Source organism: Mycolicibacterium palauense, from assembly GCF_002592005.1.
Taxonomy (GTDB): domain Bacteria; phylum Actinomycetota; class Actinomycetes; order Mycobacteriales; family Mycobacteriaceae; genus Mycobacterium; species Mycobacterium palauense.
Map to the genome: position 1 here is coordinate 1 of NZ_NVQF01000053.1, position 16,574 is coordinate 16,574.

The window sequence follows — 16,574 nt, forward strand, 5'->3', positions numbered from 1 at the left end:
GTCACCGGCTCTGTCACCGTCCCTGTCACCGCCCCCGTCACCGCCCCCGTCGCCGCCCCAGCGCCCCTCGATCACGGATCCCGCACCGCGGCCCCGACCCGTCGGATAGGGTCTTGGACCATGAAGCGCGGGGTTGCTGTGTCCTCGGCCGGTGCGGCGGCCGCTGTCCTGACCGGTATCGGCGTCCTGGCCGGCTCGGTGGTGACGGCCCCGACCGCGCAGGCCGACCAGATCGGCTACATCATCAACGTCACGCTGGGGCCCGGCTTCAACTTTCCGAATGCCGACGCCGCACTGAGCTACGGCTACAACCTGTGCGACCGGATCGCCGCGGGCGAGGGCTACCCCTCGCTGGCCACCCAGATCAAGAACGACTTCGGGCCCGACGAGTACAAGGTGTCCTACCTGCTCAGCCAGGCGACCCAGGAACTGTGCCCGGCCCAGATCTGGTCGTTGCGCCAGTCGGCGGGCGGTTACCGGCCCACCTGAGCGGGTTCGGGCGTCGCGGCGCGCCACGGGCCCGGCAACAGGGCCACCGAGATGGCCGAGACGACCGAGACCCCGATCAGGTAGGCCGCGATCGAGTCGCTGGTGCCGGTGGCGGTGTAGAGCGCCACGGCGATCGTGGGCGCGAAGGCCGAGCCCACGATCTGACTCAGCGTGTAGCCCACCGACACCGCGCTGTATCGCACGTCGGTGTCGAACACCAGGCTGAACAGGGAGCCGGTGACCCCCGCGGCGGGCGCCATGGCCAGACCGAACACCAGCACCAACGCCACCAGGAACAGCGTCGAGCTGCCGGTGTTGATCAGTGCGAACACCGGCAGGATGGAGACGCCCATGGCCACCACACCGGCCAGGAACACCGGTTTGCGTCCCACCCGGTCGGCCAGCGCACCGAACGCGGGGTAGGCCAGCACCGCCACCACCGCGGCCACGAACACCCCGAACAGCGCATCGGTGCGGTCGATGCCGGCCACCGTCGCGCCGTAGGACACCAGGTAGGCCACGCAGATGTAGGCGAACACCCCCTGCGACAGGTACGCGCCGGCCACCAGGAGGATCTGCCGCCAGTGCCGGCGCAGCGCCTCGGCGATGGGAAGGCGCACCACCGCAGCGCGCTGCCGCACCGCGGCGAACTCGGGGCTCTCGGTCAACGACAGCCGGATGACCAGGCCGATCGCGATCAGTACGGCGCTGGCCAGAAACGGGATCCGCCATCCCCAGGACAGGAACTGTTCGTCGGGCAACCGGGAGACCGCGTAGAAGGCCAGCGTCGCGATGGCCGTCCCACCCGGCGCGCCCATCTGGGGAAAGGCCCCGAAGAAGGCCTTACGGTGTGCGGGGGCGTGCTCGACGGCCATCAACGTCGCGCCGCCCCACTCGCCGCCGACCGCGAACCCCTGGATGAGCCGCAACAGGGTCAGCAGGATCGGCGCGGCGACGCCGATCTGGGCGAAGGTGGGCAGCAGCCCCATCGCCACGGTGGACCCGCCCATCAGCAGCAGCGAATACACCAGCATGCGCTTGCGCCCGACCCGGTCGCCGAAATGCCCGAACACGATTCCGCCCAGGGGCCGGGCGACGAACCCGACCCCGAAGGTGGCGAACGAGAGCAGCACACCGGTGGCCGGGTCGGTGCCCGGGAAGAACAGCTTCGGGAACACCAGGGCGGCGGCGGTGCCGTAGATCAGGAAGTCGTAGAACTCGACCGTCGTCCCGACGAAGCTGGCCGCCGCGGCACGCCACGGGGAAACCTCGGTGCCGATGGCCCACCCCCAACTGGCTTGGCGTTGATTCGGTACTGAGCGCGAAAACTACGCGCAGAGTTCGCTCTCAGTACCGAATCGATCGAGTGCTAGTTGTCGCCGTCCTGAACCTTGGCCATCGCCAGGACGTCGAGCCGCTTGTCGAGTTCCTCCTCGGAGAGCTTGTCGCCGATCAGGCCGCGGTCGACGACCACCTGGCGGATCGTCTTCTTCTCCTTGAGGGCCTGCTTGGCCACCGCGGCGGCCTCCTCGTAGCCGATGGCCGAGTTCAACGGCGTCACGATCGACGGCGAGGATTCGGCCAGGGTCCGCAGCCGGGCCTCGTCGGCCACCAGACCGTCGATGCAGCGCTCGGCGAACAGCTTGGACACGTTGGTCAGCAGCGTGAACGACTCCAGCAGGTTGCGCGCCATCATCGGGATGTACACGTTGAGCTCGAACGCGCCGTTGCCGCCGCCCCAGGTGATCGCGGCGTCGTTGCCGATGACCTGAGCGGCCACCTGGGTGACCGCCTCCGGGATCACCGGGTTGACCTTGCCCGGCATGATCGAGCTGCCCGGCTGCAGGTCCGGCAGGTGCAGCTCGGCGAGCCCCGTCAGCGGGCCCGAGCCCATCCAGCGGATGTCGTTGGCGATCTTGGTCAGCGACACCGCGATGGTCTTCAGCGCGCCGGACGCCTCGACCAGGCCATCGCGCGCGGCCTGCGCCTCGAAGGAGTTGACCGCCGACCGCAGCTCGGCGACCCCGGTCTCGTTCTTGAGCACCTCGACCACCTTGGCGCCGTAGCCGTCGGGCGCGTTGAGGCCGGTGCCCACGGCGGTGCCGCCGATGGCCAGCTCGCCCAGCCGGGGAAGCACCGCGCGGACCCGCTCCACGCCGGCCTCGATCTGGCGGGCATACCCGCCGAACTCCTGGCCCAGCGTCACCGGCACAGCGTCCATCAGATGCGTGCGGCCGGACTTCACGACGGTGCGCCACTGCCGCGCCTTGGCGGCCAGCGACTCGTGCAGCACCTCCAGGGCCGGGATGAGCAGCCGGACCGCGGCTTCGGTCGCCGCGATGTGGGTGGCGGTGGGGAAGGTGTCGTTGGACGACTGCGACATGTTGACGTCGTCGTTGGGGTGCACGCTCACACCGTTGGCCGCGCAGATCGAGGCGATCACCTCGTTGGTGTTCATGTTGGAGCTGGTGCCCGACCCGGTCTGGAACACGTCGATGGGGAACTGGTCGTCGTGGCGGCCGTCGGCGATCTCGGCGGCCGCGGCGATGATGGCGTCGGCCTTGTCCGCGGGCAACTTGCCCAGATCCTTGTTCACCTGGGCGCAGGCGCCCTTGAGCAGGCCCAGCGCCCGGATCTGGGTGCGCTCCAGACCGCGACCCGAGATCGGGAAGTTCTCCACGGCACGCTGGGTCTGCGCCCGCCACAGTGCCTTCGCGGGCACCCGGACCTCGCCCATCGTGTCGTGCTCGATGCGGTATTCGCCCTCGCCGGTGTTGTCGACAGCGCTGTCGGTCATGTGCTCCCTTTATCTCGGTCGGTCTGGGTCGGTTTCAGAAGAGCGGTCGGTTGCGGAAGGGTCCGTTACGGAAGGGGATGCGCCGCGGTCAGGTCCCCGGTGAAGTCCACCGCGGAGTACTCGTTGAGCTTGGACAGGCGGTGGTAGGCCTCGATCATCCGGACCGTGCCGGACTTCGAGCGCATCACGATCGACTGGGTGGTGCAGCCGCCGCCGTAGAACCGCACACCCTGCAGCAGGTCGCCGTCGGTCACTCCGGTGGCGCAGAAGAAGACGTTCTCGCCGGACACCAGATCCTCGGTGGTCAGCACCCGGTCCAGGTCGTGGCCCCGGTCGATCGCGCGCTGTCGCTCCTCGTCGTCGGTGGGTGCCAGCGTGGCCTGGATCTCGCCGCCCATGCACCGCAGCGCCGCCGCGGTGATGATGCCCTCCGGGGTGCCGCCGATGCCGACGAGCATGTCGGTGCCGGAATCGGGCCGGCAGGCCGAGATCGCCCCGGCGACGTCGCCGTCGGAGATCAGCCGGATGCGGGCGCCGGCCGCGCGGACGTCGGCCATCAGCTTGGTGTGCCGGGGACGGTCCAGGATGCACACCGTGATGTCGGAGACCGACGCCTTGCGCACCTTGGCGATGCGCTGGATGTTGGCCGCGATGGGGGAGGTGATGTCGATGAAGTCCGCGACATCGGGGCCGGCGGCGATCTTGTTCATGTAGAACACCGCCGACGGGTCGAACATCGCTCCGCGCTCGGCGACCGCCAGCACCGAGATGGCGTTCGGCATGCCCTTGCTCATCAGGGTGGTGCCGTCGATCGGGTCGACGGCGAAGTCGCACTCCGGGCCGTCGCCGTTGCCGACCTCCTCACCGTTGTAGAGCATCGGGGCGTTGTCCTTCTCGCCCTCACCGATGACCACGATCCCGCGCATCGAGACGGAATTGACCAGCTCGCGCATCGCGTCGACGGCGGCGCCGTCGCCGCCTTCCTTGTCACCTCGGCCCACCCAGCGGCCGGCGGCCATGGCGCCGGCCTCGGTGACTCGTACCAATTCCAACGCCAGGTTTCGGTCCGGGGCCTCCCGGCGTCGGACCGGGCCGGCCGAACCCCCGGGAGATGCCGCGGCAGATGTCTCCGTCATGGGGTCATTGTCCCAGATCGGGGTCGGTAGTTGGGAGCTGGGATACTGGTCTGGTGACCACGCAGCCACCGCAGCCGTCCGAGGGCGCCCGCCGCGCGGCCCGGGAGTCTGATGTCGCCGGGGTCGCGGCTCCCGAATCCGATGCTCTCGGCGCCGGCGCGGCGACTCCGGAGTCCGATGTCGTCGGCGCGGCGACTCGCGAGTCCGATGTCGTCGGCGCGGCGACTCCGGAGTCCGATGTCGTCGGCGCGGCGACTCCGGAGCCCAAGCCCGCCAAGCCCCGGCTGCTGCAGGACGGGCGCGACATGTTCTGGTCGTTGGCCCCCCTGGTCGTCGCCTGCATCGTGCTGGCGGGGCTGGTCGGCACCTGCTCGTTCCAGCTGAGCGGACCCAAGACCGGCGAGGTCCCCGCATACGACGCGGCGGCCGCGCTGAAATCCGATGCCGAGACGCTGGGATTCCCCATTCGCAATCCCGCGCTGCCCGACGGCTGGCGGGCCAACTCCGGTCGTCGTGAGGGACTCGACGGGGCGCGCACCAACCCGCAGACCGGCCAACCCGAACGCGCGCTGATCTCCACCGTGGGCTATCTGACGCCGACGGAGGAGTTCGTCAGCCTCACCCAGAGCAACGCCGACGAGGCGGCGCTGGTGAAGTCGATCAACCCGCAGAGTTACCCCACCGGTGTCGTGACGGTCGACGGCCAGAACTGGGTCGTCTACGAGGGCACCGGGGAATCCGCGGCCGACCAGGAGCCGGTGTGGACGACGCGGCTGCGGAGTGGGGACGCGACCACGCAGCTCGCGATCACCGGCGCCGGTTCGACAGACGAATTCCGTACGCTGGCCGCGGCCACACAAACCGCGCAGCCGCTGTCCTCGCGGCCGCGCTGAGGCAAGAGGGCAGGGAGAACATGTCGGCATCGGCGGCACCGGAAGCTGATCTCACCGGGTGGACGAGCGCACCGTTCACCGCGGGGGGACTGACGTACGACGTCTACCGCAAGGGGGAGGGGCCGGGCGTCGTCCTGATCCCCGAGATGCCGGGCATTCACCCCGGTGTGCTCGCCCTGGGCAACTACCTGGTGGACAACGGGTTCACGGTCGTCAGCCCCTCGCTCTACGGCACCCCGGGCGCACCGGTCGGGCCGTCTGCGGTGCCGGTCCTGCTCCGCGGCTGTGTGGCCAAGGAGTTCGCCGCCTTCGCCACCAACAAGAACCGGCCGGTGTCACGGTTCCTGCAGGCCCTGGCCCGTGACCTCAACTCGCAGACCCCGGGCAAGGGCGTCGGCGTCATCGGCCAGTGCTTCTCCGGTGGGTTCGCGCTGGCGGCCGCCGTCGACGACAGCGTCCTGGCGCCGGTGATGAGCCAGCCGTCGCTGCCGCTGCCGCTGACTCCCAAACAGCGCCGCGACCCCGGCCTCTCCGAGGGCGAGCTGAAGATCATCGAGCAGCGTGCGGCCCAGGAGGGACTGTGCGCGCTGGGGCTGCGGTTCAGCGAGGACCGGATGTCGCCGGGGGACCGCTTCCAGACCCTGAAAGCACGGCTAGGGGACGCCTTCGAGGTCATCGAGATCAACTCGGGCCCCGGCAATCCCGACGGCTTCAACAGGATGGCCCACTCGGTGCTCACCGACCAGGTGCGCGAATACGACGGGCACCCGGCCTACGAGGCCCGCAAGCGGGTCCTGGAATTCCTCAAGGAGCGGCTGGCCGGGTAGCCGCCTCAGACGACGGAGAAGACGGGGACGACGGAGAAGACGGGGACGACGGAGAAGACCGGGACAGCGTGCCCTGGTCGGTGCCGCCACCCTCGGCCGGGGTCTCCCCGTCACCAGCCTCTTCGGTATCGGCGTCGGTATCGGCGTCCCTGTTCGACAACCCGAACGGCCACCACCGGCGCCACACCGGGATCCTGCGCTCCGGGTCGTCCGCCGGCTCGGGCGGCATCTCCAGCGGCGCCCCCTTGTAGACGGCCAGATACATGCTGATGGTGGTCACGATGACGATCATCAGCACCGGGCCCAGCACGATCCCCCAGAAGCCGAACATCCGCAGTCCGGCGAACACGGCCAGCAGCATCAACGCCGCGTTGAGGTGGGCGCTCTTGGGCACCAGGAACGGGCGCAGCACGTTGTCGATGCTGGTCACCACCACCAGGTGGAAGACCACCACGAACACGCCCCCGGCGACGTTGCCGAACAACGCCATCCCGATGCCCAGCGGGATCGTGACGATGCCGCTGCCCAACGGGATGAACGACAGCGCGGTCAAGAAGATGACGAACATGAAGAATCCGTCGTGAATGCCGCCGATGTAGATCGAGACCGCCCCGGCGGTTCCCTGGCACACCGCGATGATGAACTGGCCGCGCACCGTCGCCGACACCATCGCCCCGATCTTGGCCAGGTAGATGTTGGAGACCTCGCTTCCCAGCGGGTTCAGGTCGCGGAACAGCGCCAGCACCTTCTCGCCGTTGGTCAGCAACGCCAGGAACACGTAGAGGAAGATGACCGCCGAGGTCACCATCATCGCGATGTTGCCCACCGACCCGCGGGCGAAGTCCAGGGCGACACCGCCGACGTTCTGCCCGACCTTGGTGACCCCCTCGCGGATCGAGTCCGGCGTGAGGGTGATGTGCATGAACGGGATCTTGGCCAGCAGGTCGTTGGTGGAATCCAGCAGGCGCTGCCCCAGCGCCGTCAGATCGGTCTCCGACATCCAGTGGCTGATGCCGCTGACCATCTGGCTGATCTGCAGGACGGCCAGGAAGACGACCCCGCTGAGCGGGATCGCGACGATCGCGATCGCGGTCAGGAGCGTCAGCGTGGCCGCCAGCCCGGTGTTCATCCGGGCCCGGAACCGGTTGTAGATCGGCCGGAACAGGTAGGCCATCACCGCGGCGATCGCCATCAGCACCACATAGCTGCGCAGGAAGTAGGCGCCGAAGCCCAGTGCCACCACCGTCGCAACGGCCAGGGCGCGCTTCTGGGTCAGCGTGAACTCATCCAGCATCCCGCCCGGTCCTCGGTGTCGACTGTCGCCGGCCCGCGGCGCCGGGCGCCGCGGGCGCACACGTCATGGCTGGGCCCGGTCCGGCCGGGGGTCGGCCCATTTCTCGGCGATGGCGCCCCAGGGATCGGCGTACTGCAGGTTCTTGCCGTGGTAGGCCGAACGGCGGGAGAGGAGCTCGCGGGCCAGGGGTGCGGCGATGCGCAGCAGGTGGCGACGCCAGCCCATCTTGTCCGCGGTTTCGGTCAGCATGTCCGTCCACGAATGGTGCTGGTAATCAAGGGCTTCCTGCGCGCGACGGCAATCCATCCAGTCGGTGTTGAACCAGTCGTCGTCGCTGGCGGGATTGCCCTTGAGACCGACGGGCATGCCTCCGACCAGCCCCATCGCCGCCGCCATCGCCGGTGCGACGTCGCCCTGGATCTGGCGGTGGGTGTCGTCGCCGCCGATGAGCAGTGTCTCGCCGACCACGGGGGCGGTCGTCGCGGCGGCGAACGCCGACGCCACGTCGCGCACGTCGACGGTCTGCAGCCGACCGTCGATGGGCAGCAGCGACTCGAAGTAGGCGTTGTCCAGCTTCATGTAGCCCGCGGTGAGGTCGACGGTCATCACCCCGCCCAGGCGCAGGATCACCCAGTCCAGCTCGGAGCCGCGGATGAGCTGCTCGGCCTGCACCTTGTGGTCGCCGTAGATGTCGGCCGGGTTGGTCGGTGTCTCCGCGGTCAGAACGCCGCCCACGGTGTACGGATTGCGCGAGCCGTACACCGCGATGCTGGAGGCCTGCACGAACCGCGGGGGAGTGGGCTGCTTGGCGGCCGCGGCCAGCAGGTGCGCGGTGCCGTCGACGTTGACCTTGCGCGCCAGTTCGCGTCGCATGTAGATGAACGGGGGGATGATCGCGGCCAGGTGGATGATCGCTTCGGGCTTGACCGCGTCGACCAGCGCGTCGACCGCGGCGGGGTCGCCGAGATCGGCGTAGCGGACCTCAACCCCGCGCAGCTGCTCGGTGACCTGCTCCGCGGCCTTGCGGTTGGCGGGAATGTCGAGGTCGGAGGCGACCACGGACCGCCCGTCGGCCGCCAATTGCCGCACCGTGGCCGATCCGACCAGGCCGAACGCTCCGGTGACCAGAACCGTCATGCGTCTCCCATCGTCGTGTCCGATTTGACTCCCGGAAGGTGGATCCTCGGAAGTGGGTCCTAGGAATCATCGCCCACGAGGCGTGCCGACACCAGGTCGTACCGACATCGGACGCACATCGGGAACACACCGAGCGGACGCGGGTGGGCCTTCGAGACTCCCGAAACTCGCGAGACTCCCGGCGCCGGCATCGTTGCGTGGCCGCAGACGTGGCCCTGCACACCGGACCGCCACAACACCGTCGGTGCGGTTGGGGCGAAACCGTCACCGCCGGATGCAGCGAAAGCCGATGTGGCTCATCCCGGTGTCGACCATCTGAGGTCGCCGTCCCGCGGGGCGGTAGCGCTGGCAGTAGCTGTCGGCGCACAGGAACGACCCGCCCTTGATCACCTTGCGGGGGATCTCGAACTGCGGCTGCGCGGGATCGTAACTGTCTGCGGCGCAGCAGCCGCCGTCGACCGGGGTGTCGGTGTACCAGTCGACGGTCCACTCCCAGACGTTGCCGGCCATGTCGAAAAGCCCGTAACCGTTGGGGGGAAAGCTGCCCACCGGCGCGGTCTGCCCGTAACCGGTGTCGGGCAGATACGGGAACTCGCCGTGCCAGTAGTTGGCCCAGCGCTGCCCGGGCCGCTCGGGCTCGTCGCCCCAGGTGAAGGTCGCGTGCGGCAGACCGCCGCGGGCCGCGACCTCCCACTCCGCCTCCGTCGGCAGCTCACGGCCGGCCCAGTCGGCGAAGGCCCGGGCATCCTCGAAGGCGACGTGCACCACCGGATGGTTCTCGCGGTTGCGCAGTGACGAACGGGGCCCGCGGGGATGGTTCCAGCATGCCCCGGGCGTCCAGGTCCACCATTGGCTCAGATGGCGCAGGTCCACCGGGCCGGACGTGCGGTGGAACACCATCGACCCCGGTTGCAGGTTCTCCGGCGGGGCCCCCGGGTAGTCCTGCGGGTCCAGCGGGCGCTCGGCCACCGTGACATAGCCGGTCTGCGCGACGAATTCGGCGAACTCGGCGTTGGTCACCTCGTATCTGTGCATCCAGAACCCCGACACGGTGACCTCGTGAGCCGGCGCCTCCTCGGGGTAGTGGTGGTCGTCGCCGAGCACGGCGGTCTGCGCCGGTATCCAGACGAGGTCCTCGTCAATCACTATCAATCACTGTCAGTCACTATCAGTCACCGAATACGGCCGCCCAGTCGTCGCGGATGCTGGCCACCGTCCAACTCCTGGCCTCGGCCTCGGCCAGGGCCTTCTCCGCGCCCGCGACGTAGTCGAACTCCCGGTCGGCGTCGTCATGGCGGACCAGGACCGACAACGACGGGCCGGGCCCGGCGTCGACGTATTCCAGCATCGCGATGTCGCCGTTGGAGTTTCCGGCGGCCAGGATCGGCCGGCGGCCCACCCGGCCCCAGATGCGCACCGCCTTGACCGGTCCGTCGTTGAGGAACTCCGGCTCCGCGGTGGTCCGCAGCTGGCCGTCGGCGTAGTCGAGTCCCACCGAGCTGCCGATCACCCGTTCGGGCGGCACACCGTACATGGCGGCGGTGACCGGGCGCATGAAGTCGCGTCCGCCGCCGGAGGCGATGTAGTTGGTGAACCCGTTGGCCTGCAGGTAGGCCAGCAGCTCGACCATCGGCGCATAGCCGCACGCGGTGTAGGGCCGGCCCAGGGTGGGATGGGCGGCTTCGTCGAAGAACGCCCGTACCCGGTCGGCGTGCTCCTCCACCGTCAGCCCCTGATACGCCGAGAAGATCCCGCCGGCAAGGAGTTTCAGCGCCGAGTCGTCGCCGTTGTAGTGCCGGGTCACCGCGTCACCGAACCAGGCCAGGTCGCCCTCGGCGGCCGCCCGGTACGGCTGGTCGGCCGCCAGCGCGGGATCGGCGGCCGCCTGCTCGGCCAGCCGGCGCACCAGGAAGTCCAGTTGGACGTAGGCGGGCTTCTCCACCCACAGCGTGCCGTCGTTGTCGAAGACCGCCACCCGGGCCTCCGGGGCCACGTAGTCCGGACCGCCCTCGGCGGTGACCCGGTCCACGAAGTCGACGATCGCCGACTTCGTGGGCCCGTCGATCCAGGAATCCAGAATTCCCACGGTCGTATCCGGTCGCGTCGGTCAGCCGCCGACCGATTCCAGATAGTTGTTCAGCTTGTTGACCGCATTGGTGATGGTGAACGACGCCGGCTCGCGCCGCGGCGGGAACTCCTTGAACGTCTCCAGGAACTCCAGCACCACCGCATTGGCCATGAACGCGATGTAGTCGTGGTCCAGGAACCAGTCCCAATAGGTGTTCGACGTGACGTCGGCGTGCTCGAACGGGTCGGTGCGCAGGTTGAAGATCTTCGGCGCCCGCAGCTCGGTGAACGGCTCGAACCAGATCTGCAGCGTGCCCTTGCAGCGCTGCTCCATGAACACGACCTTCCAGTTTTCCAGCCGGATGCCGAGGACGTCGCAGTCGTCGGAGAAATAGATCATGCCCCGGCGCGGACTCTTGTCCACCTCGCCGGTCAGATACGGCAGCAGGTCGTAGCCGTCGATGTGAACGTGGTAAGTGGTGTCGTCGATCGTGTGGCCCTGCTTGAGCTTCTCCACGATGGTCGGCTCGCCGGCGGCGGCCAGGAACGTCGGCAGCCAGTCGTGGTGCTGGACGATCTCGTTGGACACGGTGCCGGCTTCGATTTTTCCGGGCCAGCGGATCATCTCCGGCACCCGGAACGCGCCCTCCCAGCCGGTGTTCTTCTCGCTGCGGAACGGGGTGGTGGCGCCGTCGGGCCAGGTGTTGGCGTGCGGGCCGTTGTCGGTGGAGTACACCACGATGGTGTCCTCGGCGATACCGAGTTCGTCGAGGCAGTCCAGCAGCCGCCCGACGTGCTTGTCGTGGTCGACCATCGTGTCGTGGTACGGCGACTGCCACCGACCGGCCTGGCCCAGGCTCTCCGGCTTGGTATGCGTCCGGAAGTGCATGTGGGTGGTGTTCATCCAGACGAAGAACGGGGTGTCGGCCTCGGTCTGGCGCTTGATGAAGTCGATCGCCGCGGCGGTGGTCTCGTCGTCGACGGTCTCCATCCGCTTCTTGGTCAGCGGACCGGTGTCCTCGACCCTCTGTTTGCCCAGCGGCCCGAACCGCTCGTCGACCTCGTCGGAGACCTCCTCGGTGGCCCACGACTTGATCACCCCGCGCGGCAGCAACGCCTTGCGCAGCCGGGGCGCCTCCGCCTCGGTCGGGTAGTCGGGGTGTTCGGGCTCTTCTTCGGCGTTGAGGTGGTAGAGGTTGCCGAAGAACTCGTCGAAGCCGTGCGCGGTGGGCAGGTACTTGTTTAGGTCGCCGAGGTGATTCTTACCGAACTGGCCGGTGGCATAACCCAGTGGCTTGAGCAGGGTGGCGATCGTCGGGTCGTCGGGCGACAGTCCCATGTCGACGCCGGGCATCCCGACCTTGGACAGCCCGGTGCGGTAGACGCTCTGCCCGGTGATGAACGAGGAGCGGCCCGCGGTGCAGCTCTGCTCGCCGTAGGAGTCGGTGAAGCGCATGCCCTCCTTGGCGATCCGGTCGATGTTGGGGGTGCGGTAGCCCATCAGGCCGTCGCTGTAGCAGCTCAGATTCGTGATGCCGATGTCGTCGCCCCAGATCACCAGGATGTTGGGTTTTTTGTCAGGCACGGTGACCCCTCGTCATGGATGGAATAAGTCGCCAATTCACCGTAGGCGATAGTCGCCTGGATGGGGAGCAATGCCGCCTGTGAGAATTGTTTGGCTGCAGCGGCTTCGCCGCGCGGATGATCAGCGGTCATCCCCACCCGTTGGGCGTGGCTTCGGAACTCGCGGATCGCCCGGTGCGCGACGACGTCGTGGAGAACTGGGGGTCCGGCTGCCGGCCGACACGGGGGTTCGCGGCCATCAACATATCGGCCACCGACAGCAGCAGAAGCTCACTCCCGGGTGGCCCGAGGAGCTGGACGCCGACGGGCAGACCGTCGGAGGTGAAACCCGCGGGCACGCTCACCGCGGGCCAGCCGAGCACGTTCCACGGCCATGTCCACGGGCACATGGCCAGCATCTGCCGCGGCGACGCTGCGGTGGCGGCGTCTTCGGCCAGCCGTGGAGCCGGCACCGAGGTCGTCGGCGTCACCAGCAGATCGACGATCTCGAAGACGCGCCCGATGCGTTTGCGCTGGCCGGGCTCGCGGGCGCGGGCCCGTCGTAGGGTCACCTCGGACAGGGCCAACCCGAGCCGGGCGCGGCCGCGGATCGCCGCATCCGGCACTGCGGTGAGGCCGCCCTGACGGTAGGCCCAGTCGTACAGTCCGGCCGCACGTCGCACTCCGTAGTCCTGCCAGAGCCGGACGCCGTAGTCGGCAGAACCCGGTACGACGCGATGGCCCAGCGACTCGAGGACCTCGCCGGCCTGAACCAGGGCAACCGCGATCTCGGCGTCGATACCGCCGCCGACCAGTCCGGCCGGAAAGGGAAACCGTCCGGATATGGCGATCTGGAGCTCCCGGTCGATGCCCCGTGGCCGGTACGACCCGTCGCCGGCCACCGCGGAAAGCACCAGCGCGGCATCGGTCGCCGTTCGGGCCAGGACGCCACACGACGTCAGACCGTTGAAGCCCTCGCGCAGTGCGGCGGCGGGGAACACACCGCGGCCGGGCTTGAGGCCGATGAGGTTCGTCCACGCCGCAGCGATGCGCAGCCCGCCGCCGGTATCGGTTCCGATGGCCGCGGGAACCAGCCCGGCGGCGACGGCGGCCGCGGCGCCGGCCGAACTGGCGCCGGGAGTGTGGTCGAGCGCCCACGGATTGCGGACCGGACGGCCTCCGAGTCCCGTCGGGCAAAGTTGTTGACCGAGAACACCTGCTGCCGTCTTGCCGACGATGACCGCCCCGGCGTCCCGGAGCCGGCGTACCACCGCCGCATCGGTCGTGGCCTTCGCCGTGACCGTCGAGATCCCGAAGGCGCTCGGCGCTCCCGAGACGTCGACCTCGTCGTTGACCGCCACCGGAATTCCGAGCAGCGGAGCCTTCTGGTCGCGTGCGCGCCGGCGATCCGCCTCGGCCGCCGCGTCGCGTGCCGCATCCGCCAGCACGACCGTGAAGGCATTGAGTTCCTGTTGGCTGGCCTCGACGCCTTGTAGGGTGTGCGCGACAAGCCCTGCGGCATGGGTGGTGCCGCTCGCCAGTTCGAACAGCGTCTGATACACGAGCGGATATCCTCGTACCGCTGGTCAGCCTGCACATCACCCTGACCGTGTGAGATCGTTGCGCCATGCGTTTGAGGACGCCGTCGATGGGCCGGGTGCCCTGGTTCCTGACCGTCGCTCCGCAGGACAACCCGGAGATGGTGCCTCGCCCGGCGGTCGTCGACAAGCTCCGGACATCGGCTCGGCATCGGGCGACGATCGTCTCGGCGCCCTCGGGGTTCGGCAAGACGGTGGCGGTCGCGCAGTTCGCCGCGGCGCGCTGCGCGCAGCGCGTGGGGAGCGTGTCGTGGGTGACGCTCAGCGATCAGATGACGGACCTCTGGGACGTGCTGCGTGCCGCCGTCACCGCCCTGCGGCAGTCCGCGCAGGAAGCCGGGGACTCGCGGTTCGATCGCTCGCTGTCGGCGGTCCTGGACGCGGAAACCTATGACGACGCCATGACGGTTCTGGCGGCGATTCAGCATCGTGAGTCGGTCGTCGTCGTGGTCGACGACGCCCAGAACGCGCGCTGGGCGCTGAGTGATTCCGGGTTCGCTCAACTGGTCGAGTACGGTCCGCGGTGGCTGCACCTGGTCGTGGTCACCACCGACGCAGCGGATCCCGTCCTGGTGCGGCTTCGGGCCCACGGCCGTGTGACCGTCCTGGGGCCGGCGGATCTGGCGTTCGCACCCGCCGACATCGTGGCCGCGGGTGCGCGGGCCGGGGTACCCGTCGACCACGGCGCCGCCGCGGAGATCATGTCGGCAACCGGCGGCTGGCCCGCGGCGGTTCGGCTGGCGCTGAACAACGGCGGGCGGTCCCCGGACCTGGCCACCGATGTCGATCCCACCGACTATGTCGATTCCGCGGTGCTGCAGCGGATGCGGCCGGACCTCGCCGATTTCGTGTTGTCGGTGACGGTCACCGGTCGGGTGGACGAGAAACTGGCCCGCACCCTCTCGGGGCGTTCGGACGCCCGTGAGTTGCTCGCCGAGTGCATCGCCGCGGGATTGTTCGTCGAGCGGTTCCAATCCGGTGGAAGCACTGTCTACCAATGGCATTCGATGCTCACGACGAGTTGCCAGAACATCCTGCGCCGCGCCGACGTCCGACGCTGGGAACGGTTGAACACCGTCGCCGCCAGGGAGTTGGCCGACGAGCATCCGTTGACGTCGGTCGAGCACGCCATTCGGGCCGGTGATTCCGAGCTGGCCCGCGGGGTGATCTTCGACCACTGGCTGGGACTGCTACTGCAGTCTCGGCCGGAGGCGCTCGATCGGATCTGCCTCGCCGCGATGGCGGAATTCGGCGAGCATCCGATGCTGCTGATGATCCGGGCCTGCTGCCGGGATCTGCTGGGCGACACCGCGAATGCGCGGTTGATATTGCAGCGGGCACGCCGCGCCGAGCCGGGGGAGGCGCTGTCCGCGCGGTCGGCCTTCGTGGCCGACATCGCGTGCGTCCTGGTCTCCGCGGACGACGAGGAGATACTGGCGGCCGGAGATCGCGCCGTGACGGCGCTTGCCGACCGCGGTCTGGTGCCGACGCCGGTGTATGCCGGTGCGCTGTTCGTGCTGGGGTGGGCGCAGTCGAGTCTGCGGCGAGGGGGGCTGGACCTGCTGGAGGCCGCGGTCGGCGAGAGCGAGGCGCTGGGTCTGACCGAGCTCGCCCTGCGGGCCCGGCAGACCCTGGCGTTCTCCGCGGTCAGCATCGGCGAGTTCGAGCGCGCACTGACGGTCCTGCGCGAGCTCGATTCGGCTCGGACCGGCGACCAGGACCAGTCGTTCGTTCACAACTACTGGGTTGGAATCGAGCCTTTGACGCGCGGTTACGCCCGGATGTGGCGGGGTGAGCTCGACGGTGCCCGGGCGGATCTGGTGGCCGCCGAGGCCGTGGCGGGCATCGGCTACCCGGACATCGCACGGTCGCTGCTCGCGTTCACCGCGGCAACCCTCGGCGACGGGTTGGTGGAGGCGGCCGAGGCCGTCGCGCGCATCCACGACATCGACTGCCACGGGGCGCCGCTGGGCACCTACAAGTTGGTGGCCGCCGCCAGGTTGGCCGAGGCTCGTGGTGAGCGACGGACGGCCCTGGCCATGGTCGCCCGGCTCGGGGATGGCACGAACATCCCGACCATGTTGGCGATCGCCTCGGGCATCGCGCGGCGGCTGGGTGAGCCCGCGGTGGCCGTCCGGTACGCCGAGGTCGCGGTGGCCACCGAACTCCAGCGCTACACCCGGGTCTACGCACTGCTGACACTGGCGCTCGTCGATTGGAGCCGCGGCGCGGGCAGTGCCGCCCACGACAAGCTCGAGGACGCCTTGGCGCAGGCCGAGGCCGAGTACATCGTCTATCCGTTCCTGGACAACGCCGATGCGCAGTGTCTGGAGATGCTGGCCGCGCACCTGCCGGTCACCGGGTACCACCGCTTTCTCCAGCAGTGTCTGGACGCCTGCTACATCGCCGCCGGTCGTGGTGCCTCGGCGTCGACACCGCCGCTCACCCGGCGGGAGCGGGAGGTGCTGGCCTATCTGCGCACACCGATGACCTCGGCCCAGATCGCCGAGCAGATGTCGGTCTCGGTGAACACCCTCAAGACACATCAGCGTTCCATCTACCGCAAGCTGGGTGTGATGAACCGGCTCGACGCGAGCCGCGCCGGCCTCCGCTGATTCACGGTCCGCGCGTGATGGAATCCGCTCATGGACCTGCCGACTGCCGGTGCTCGATGGTCCGCCGGGCCACCACCGCCGAGGCGGCCGTCACCGCGCCGGTGAGCACGAAGCCGGGCCGGTAGGCGCCGGTGAGGATCAGCAGTGGGCCGCACACC

At 69.1% G+C, this 16,574-nt stretch carries 14 protein-coding genes; 4 read left to right on the forward strand and 10 right to left on the reverse strand.

Annotation, left to right across the window (positions count from 1 at the left end):
* The first annotated feature begins 120 nt into the window (after window positions 1-120).
* Window positions 121-489, forward strand: a complete 369-nt coding sequence (locus tag CSR00_RS19265; protein WP_099024035.1) for a DUF732 domain-containing protein — start codon at window positions 121-123, stop codon at window positions 487-489.
* Here the strand turns inward: CSR00_RS19265 and CSR00_RS19270 are convergent.
* The 3 genes from CSR00_RS19270 to glpX form a co-directional block, all read right to left on the reverse strand.
* Window positions 474-1,769 carry an MFS transporter gene (locus tag CSR00_RS19270; protein ID WP_099024036.1) on the reverse strand — a complete coding sequence of 432 codons (1,296 nt, stop codon included), beginning with the start codon at window positions 1,767-1,769 and terminating at the stop codon, window positions 474-476. The genes CSR00_RS19265 and CSR00_RS19270 overlap by 16 nt on opposite strands.
* An 89-nt stretch (window positions 1,770-1,858) precedes the next feature.
* Window positions 1,859-3,286 (reverse strand): class II fumarate hydratase, encoded by a 1,428-nt coding sequence (locus CSR00_RS19275; RefSeq protein WP_099024037.1) that lies wholly within the window; start codon window positions 3,284-3,286, stop codon window positions 1,859-1,861.
* A gap of 65 nt (window positions 3,287-3,351) precedes the next feature.
* Window positions 3,352-4,422, reverse strand: a complete 1,071-nt coding sequence (glpX, locus tag CSR00_RS19280; protein WP_099024038.1) for a class II fructose-bisphosphatase — start codon at window positions 4,420-4,422, stop codon at window positions 3,352-3,354.
* A gap of 284 nt (window positions 4,423-4,706) precedes the next feature.
* Between glpX and CSR00_RS19285 the strand changes: the two genes are divergently transcribed.
* Together CSR00_RS19285 and CSR00_RS19290 are read left to right on the forward strand one after the other, a co-directional pair.
* Entirely contained in the window at window positions 4,707-5,315 is a 609-nt protein-coding gene (locus CSR00_RS19285) for a DUF4245 domain-containing protein (RefSeq protein ID WP_245906267.1), read from the forward strand.
* Window positions 5,316-5,335: 20 nt separating this feature from the next.
* On the forward strand, window positions 5,336-6,142 hold the full coding sequence (locus CSR00_RS19290) for a dienelactone hydrolase family protein (RefSeq protein ID WP_099024039.1): 807 nt from the start codon (window positions 5,336-5,338) through the stop codon (window positions 6,140-6,142).
* Here CSR00_RS19290 and CSR00_RS19295 read toward each other — a convergent pair.
* From CSR00_RS19295 to CSR00_RS19320, 6 genes are all read right to left on the reverse strand, one after another.
* Entirely contained in the window at window positions 6,120-7,436 is a 1,317-nt protein-coding gene (locus tag CSR00_RS19295) for an AI-2E family transporter (RefSeq protein ID WP_099024040.1), read from the reverse strand. The genes CSR00_RS19290 and CSR00_RS19295 overlap by 23 nt on opposite strands.
* Window positions 7,437-7,499: 63 nt before the next feature.
* Window positions 7,500-8,573, reverse strand: coding sequence for an NAD-dependent epimerase/dehydratase family protein (locus CSR00_RS19300; protein ID WP_099024041.1), 1,074 nt, complete (start codon window positions 8,571-8,573; stop codon window positions 7,500-7,502).
* Between the two features lie 264 nt (window positions 8,574-8,837).
* Complete coding sequence (locus CSR00_RS19305; protein ID WP_099024071.1) at window positions 8,838-9,716, reverse strand: formylglycine-generating enzyme family protein; 879 nt, start codon at window positions 9,714-9,716, stop codon at window positions 8,838-8,840.
* 25 nt (window positions 9,717-9,741) lie between these two features.
* Entirely contained in the window at window positions 9,742-10,653 is a 912-nt protein-coding gene (locus CSR00_RS19310; RefSeq protein ID WP_099024072.1) for an HAD family hydrolase, read from the reverse strand.
* Window positions 10,654-10,680: 27 nt separating this feature from the next.
* Entirely contained in the window at window positions 10,681-12,225 is a 1,545-nt protein-coding gene (locus tag CSR00_RS19315) for an arylsulfatase (protein WP_099024042.1), read from the reverse strand.
* Window positions 12,226-12,352: 127 nt separating this feature from the next.
* Entirely contained in the window at window positions 12,353-13,765 is a 1,413-nt protein-coding gene (locus CSR00_RS19320) for an amidase family protein (RefSeq protein WP_099024043.1), read from the reverse strand.
* A 65-nt stretch (window positions 13,766-13,830) separates the two neighbouring features.
* Here CSR00_RS19320 and CSR00_RS19325 point away from each other — a divergent pair, with 65 nt between their 5' ends.
* Window positions 13,831-16,416: a LuxR C-terminal-related transcriptional regulator gene (locus tag CSR00_RS19325; protein ID WP_141564403.1), complete on the forward strand. Its 2,586-nt coding sequence runs from the start codon at window positions 13,831-13,833 to the stop codon at window positions 16,414-16,416.
* A gap of 28 nt (window positions 16,417-16,444) precedes the next feature.
* On the opposite strand, the gene CSR00_RS31580 is transcribed toward CSR00_RS19325, so the two are convergent.
* A complete protein-coding gene (locus tag CSR00_RS31580; RefSeq protein ID WP_281259737.1) occupies window positions 16,445-16,573 on the reverse strand; it encodes a hypothetical protein in 129 nt (42 codons plus the stop codon).
* Window position 16,574 lies beyond the last annotated feature (1 nt).

Excerpts from the sequence above, each read along its gene's own strand:
- CSR00_RS19265 (WP_099024035.1), top strand. The coding sequence starts at position 121 with ATGAAGCGCGGGGTTGCTGTGTCCTCGGCCGGTGCGGCGGCCGCTGTC.
- CSR00_RS19295 (WP_099024040.1), bottom strand. The coding sequence starts at position 7,436 with ATGCTGGATGAGTTCACGCTGACCCAGAAGCGCGCCCTGGCCGTTGCG.
- CSR00_RS19300 (WP_099024041.1), bottom strand. The coding sequence starts at position 8,573 with ATGACGGTTCTGGTCACCGGAGCGTTCGGCCTGGTCGGATCGGCCACG.
- CSR00_RS19325 (WP_141564403.1), top strand. The coding sequence starts at position 13,831 with ATGCGTTTGAGGACGCCGTCGATGGGCCGGGTGCCCTGGTTCCTGACC.
- glpX (WP_099024038.1), bottom strand. The coding sequence starts at position 4,422 with ATGACGGAGACATCTGCCGCGGCATCTCCCGGGGGTTCGGCCGGCCCG.
- CSR00_RS19275 (WP_099024037.1), bottom strand. The coding sequence starts at position 3,286 with ATGACCGACAGCGCTGTCGACAACACCGGCGAGGGCGAATACCGCATC.
- CSR00_RS19290 (WP_099024039.1), top strand. The coding sequence starts at position 5,336 with ATGTCGGCATCGGCGGCACCGGAAGCTGATCTCACCGGGTGGACGAGC.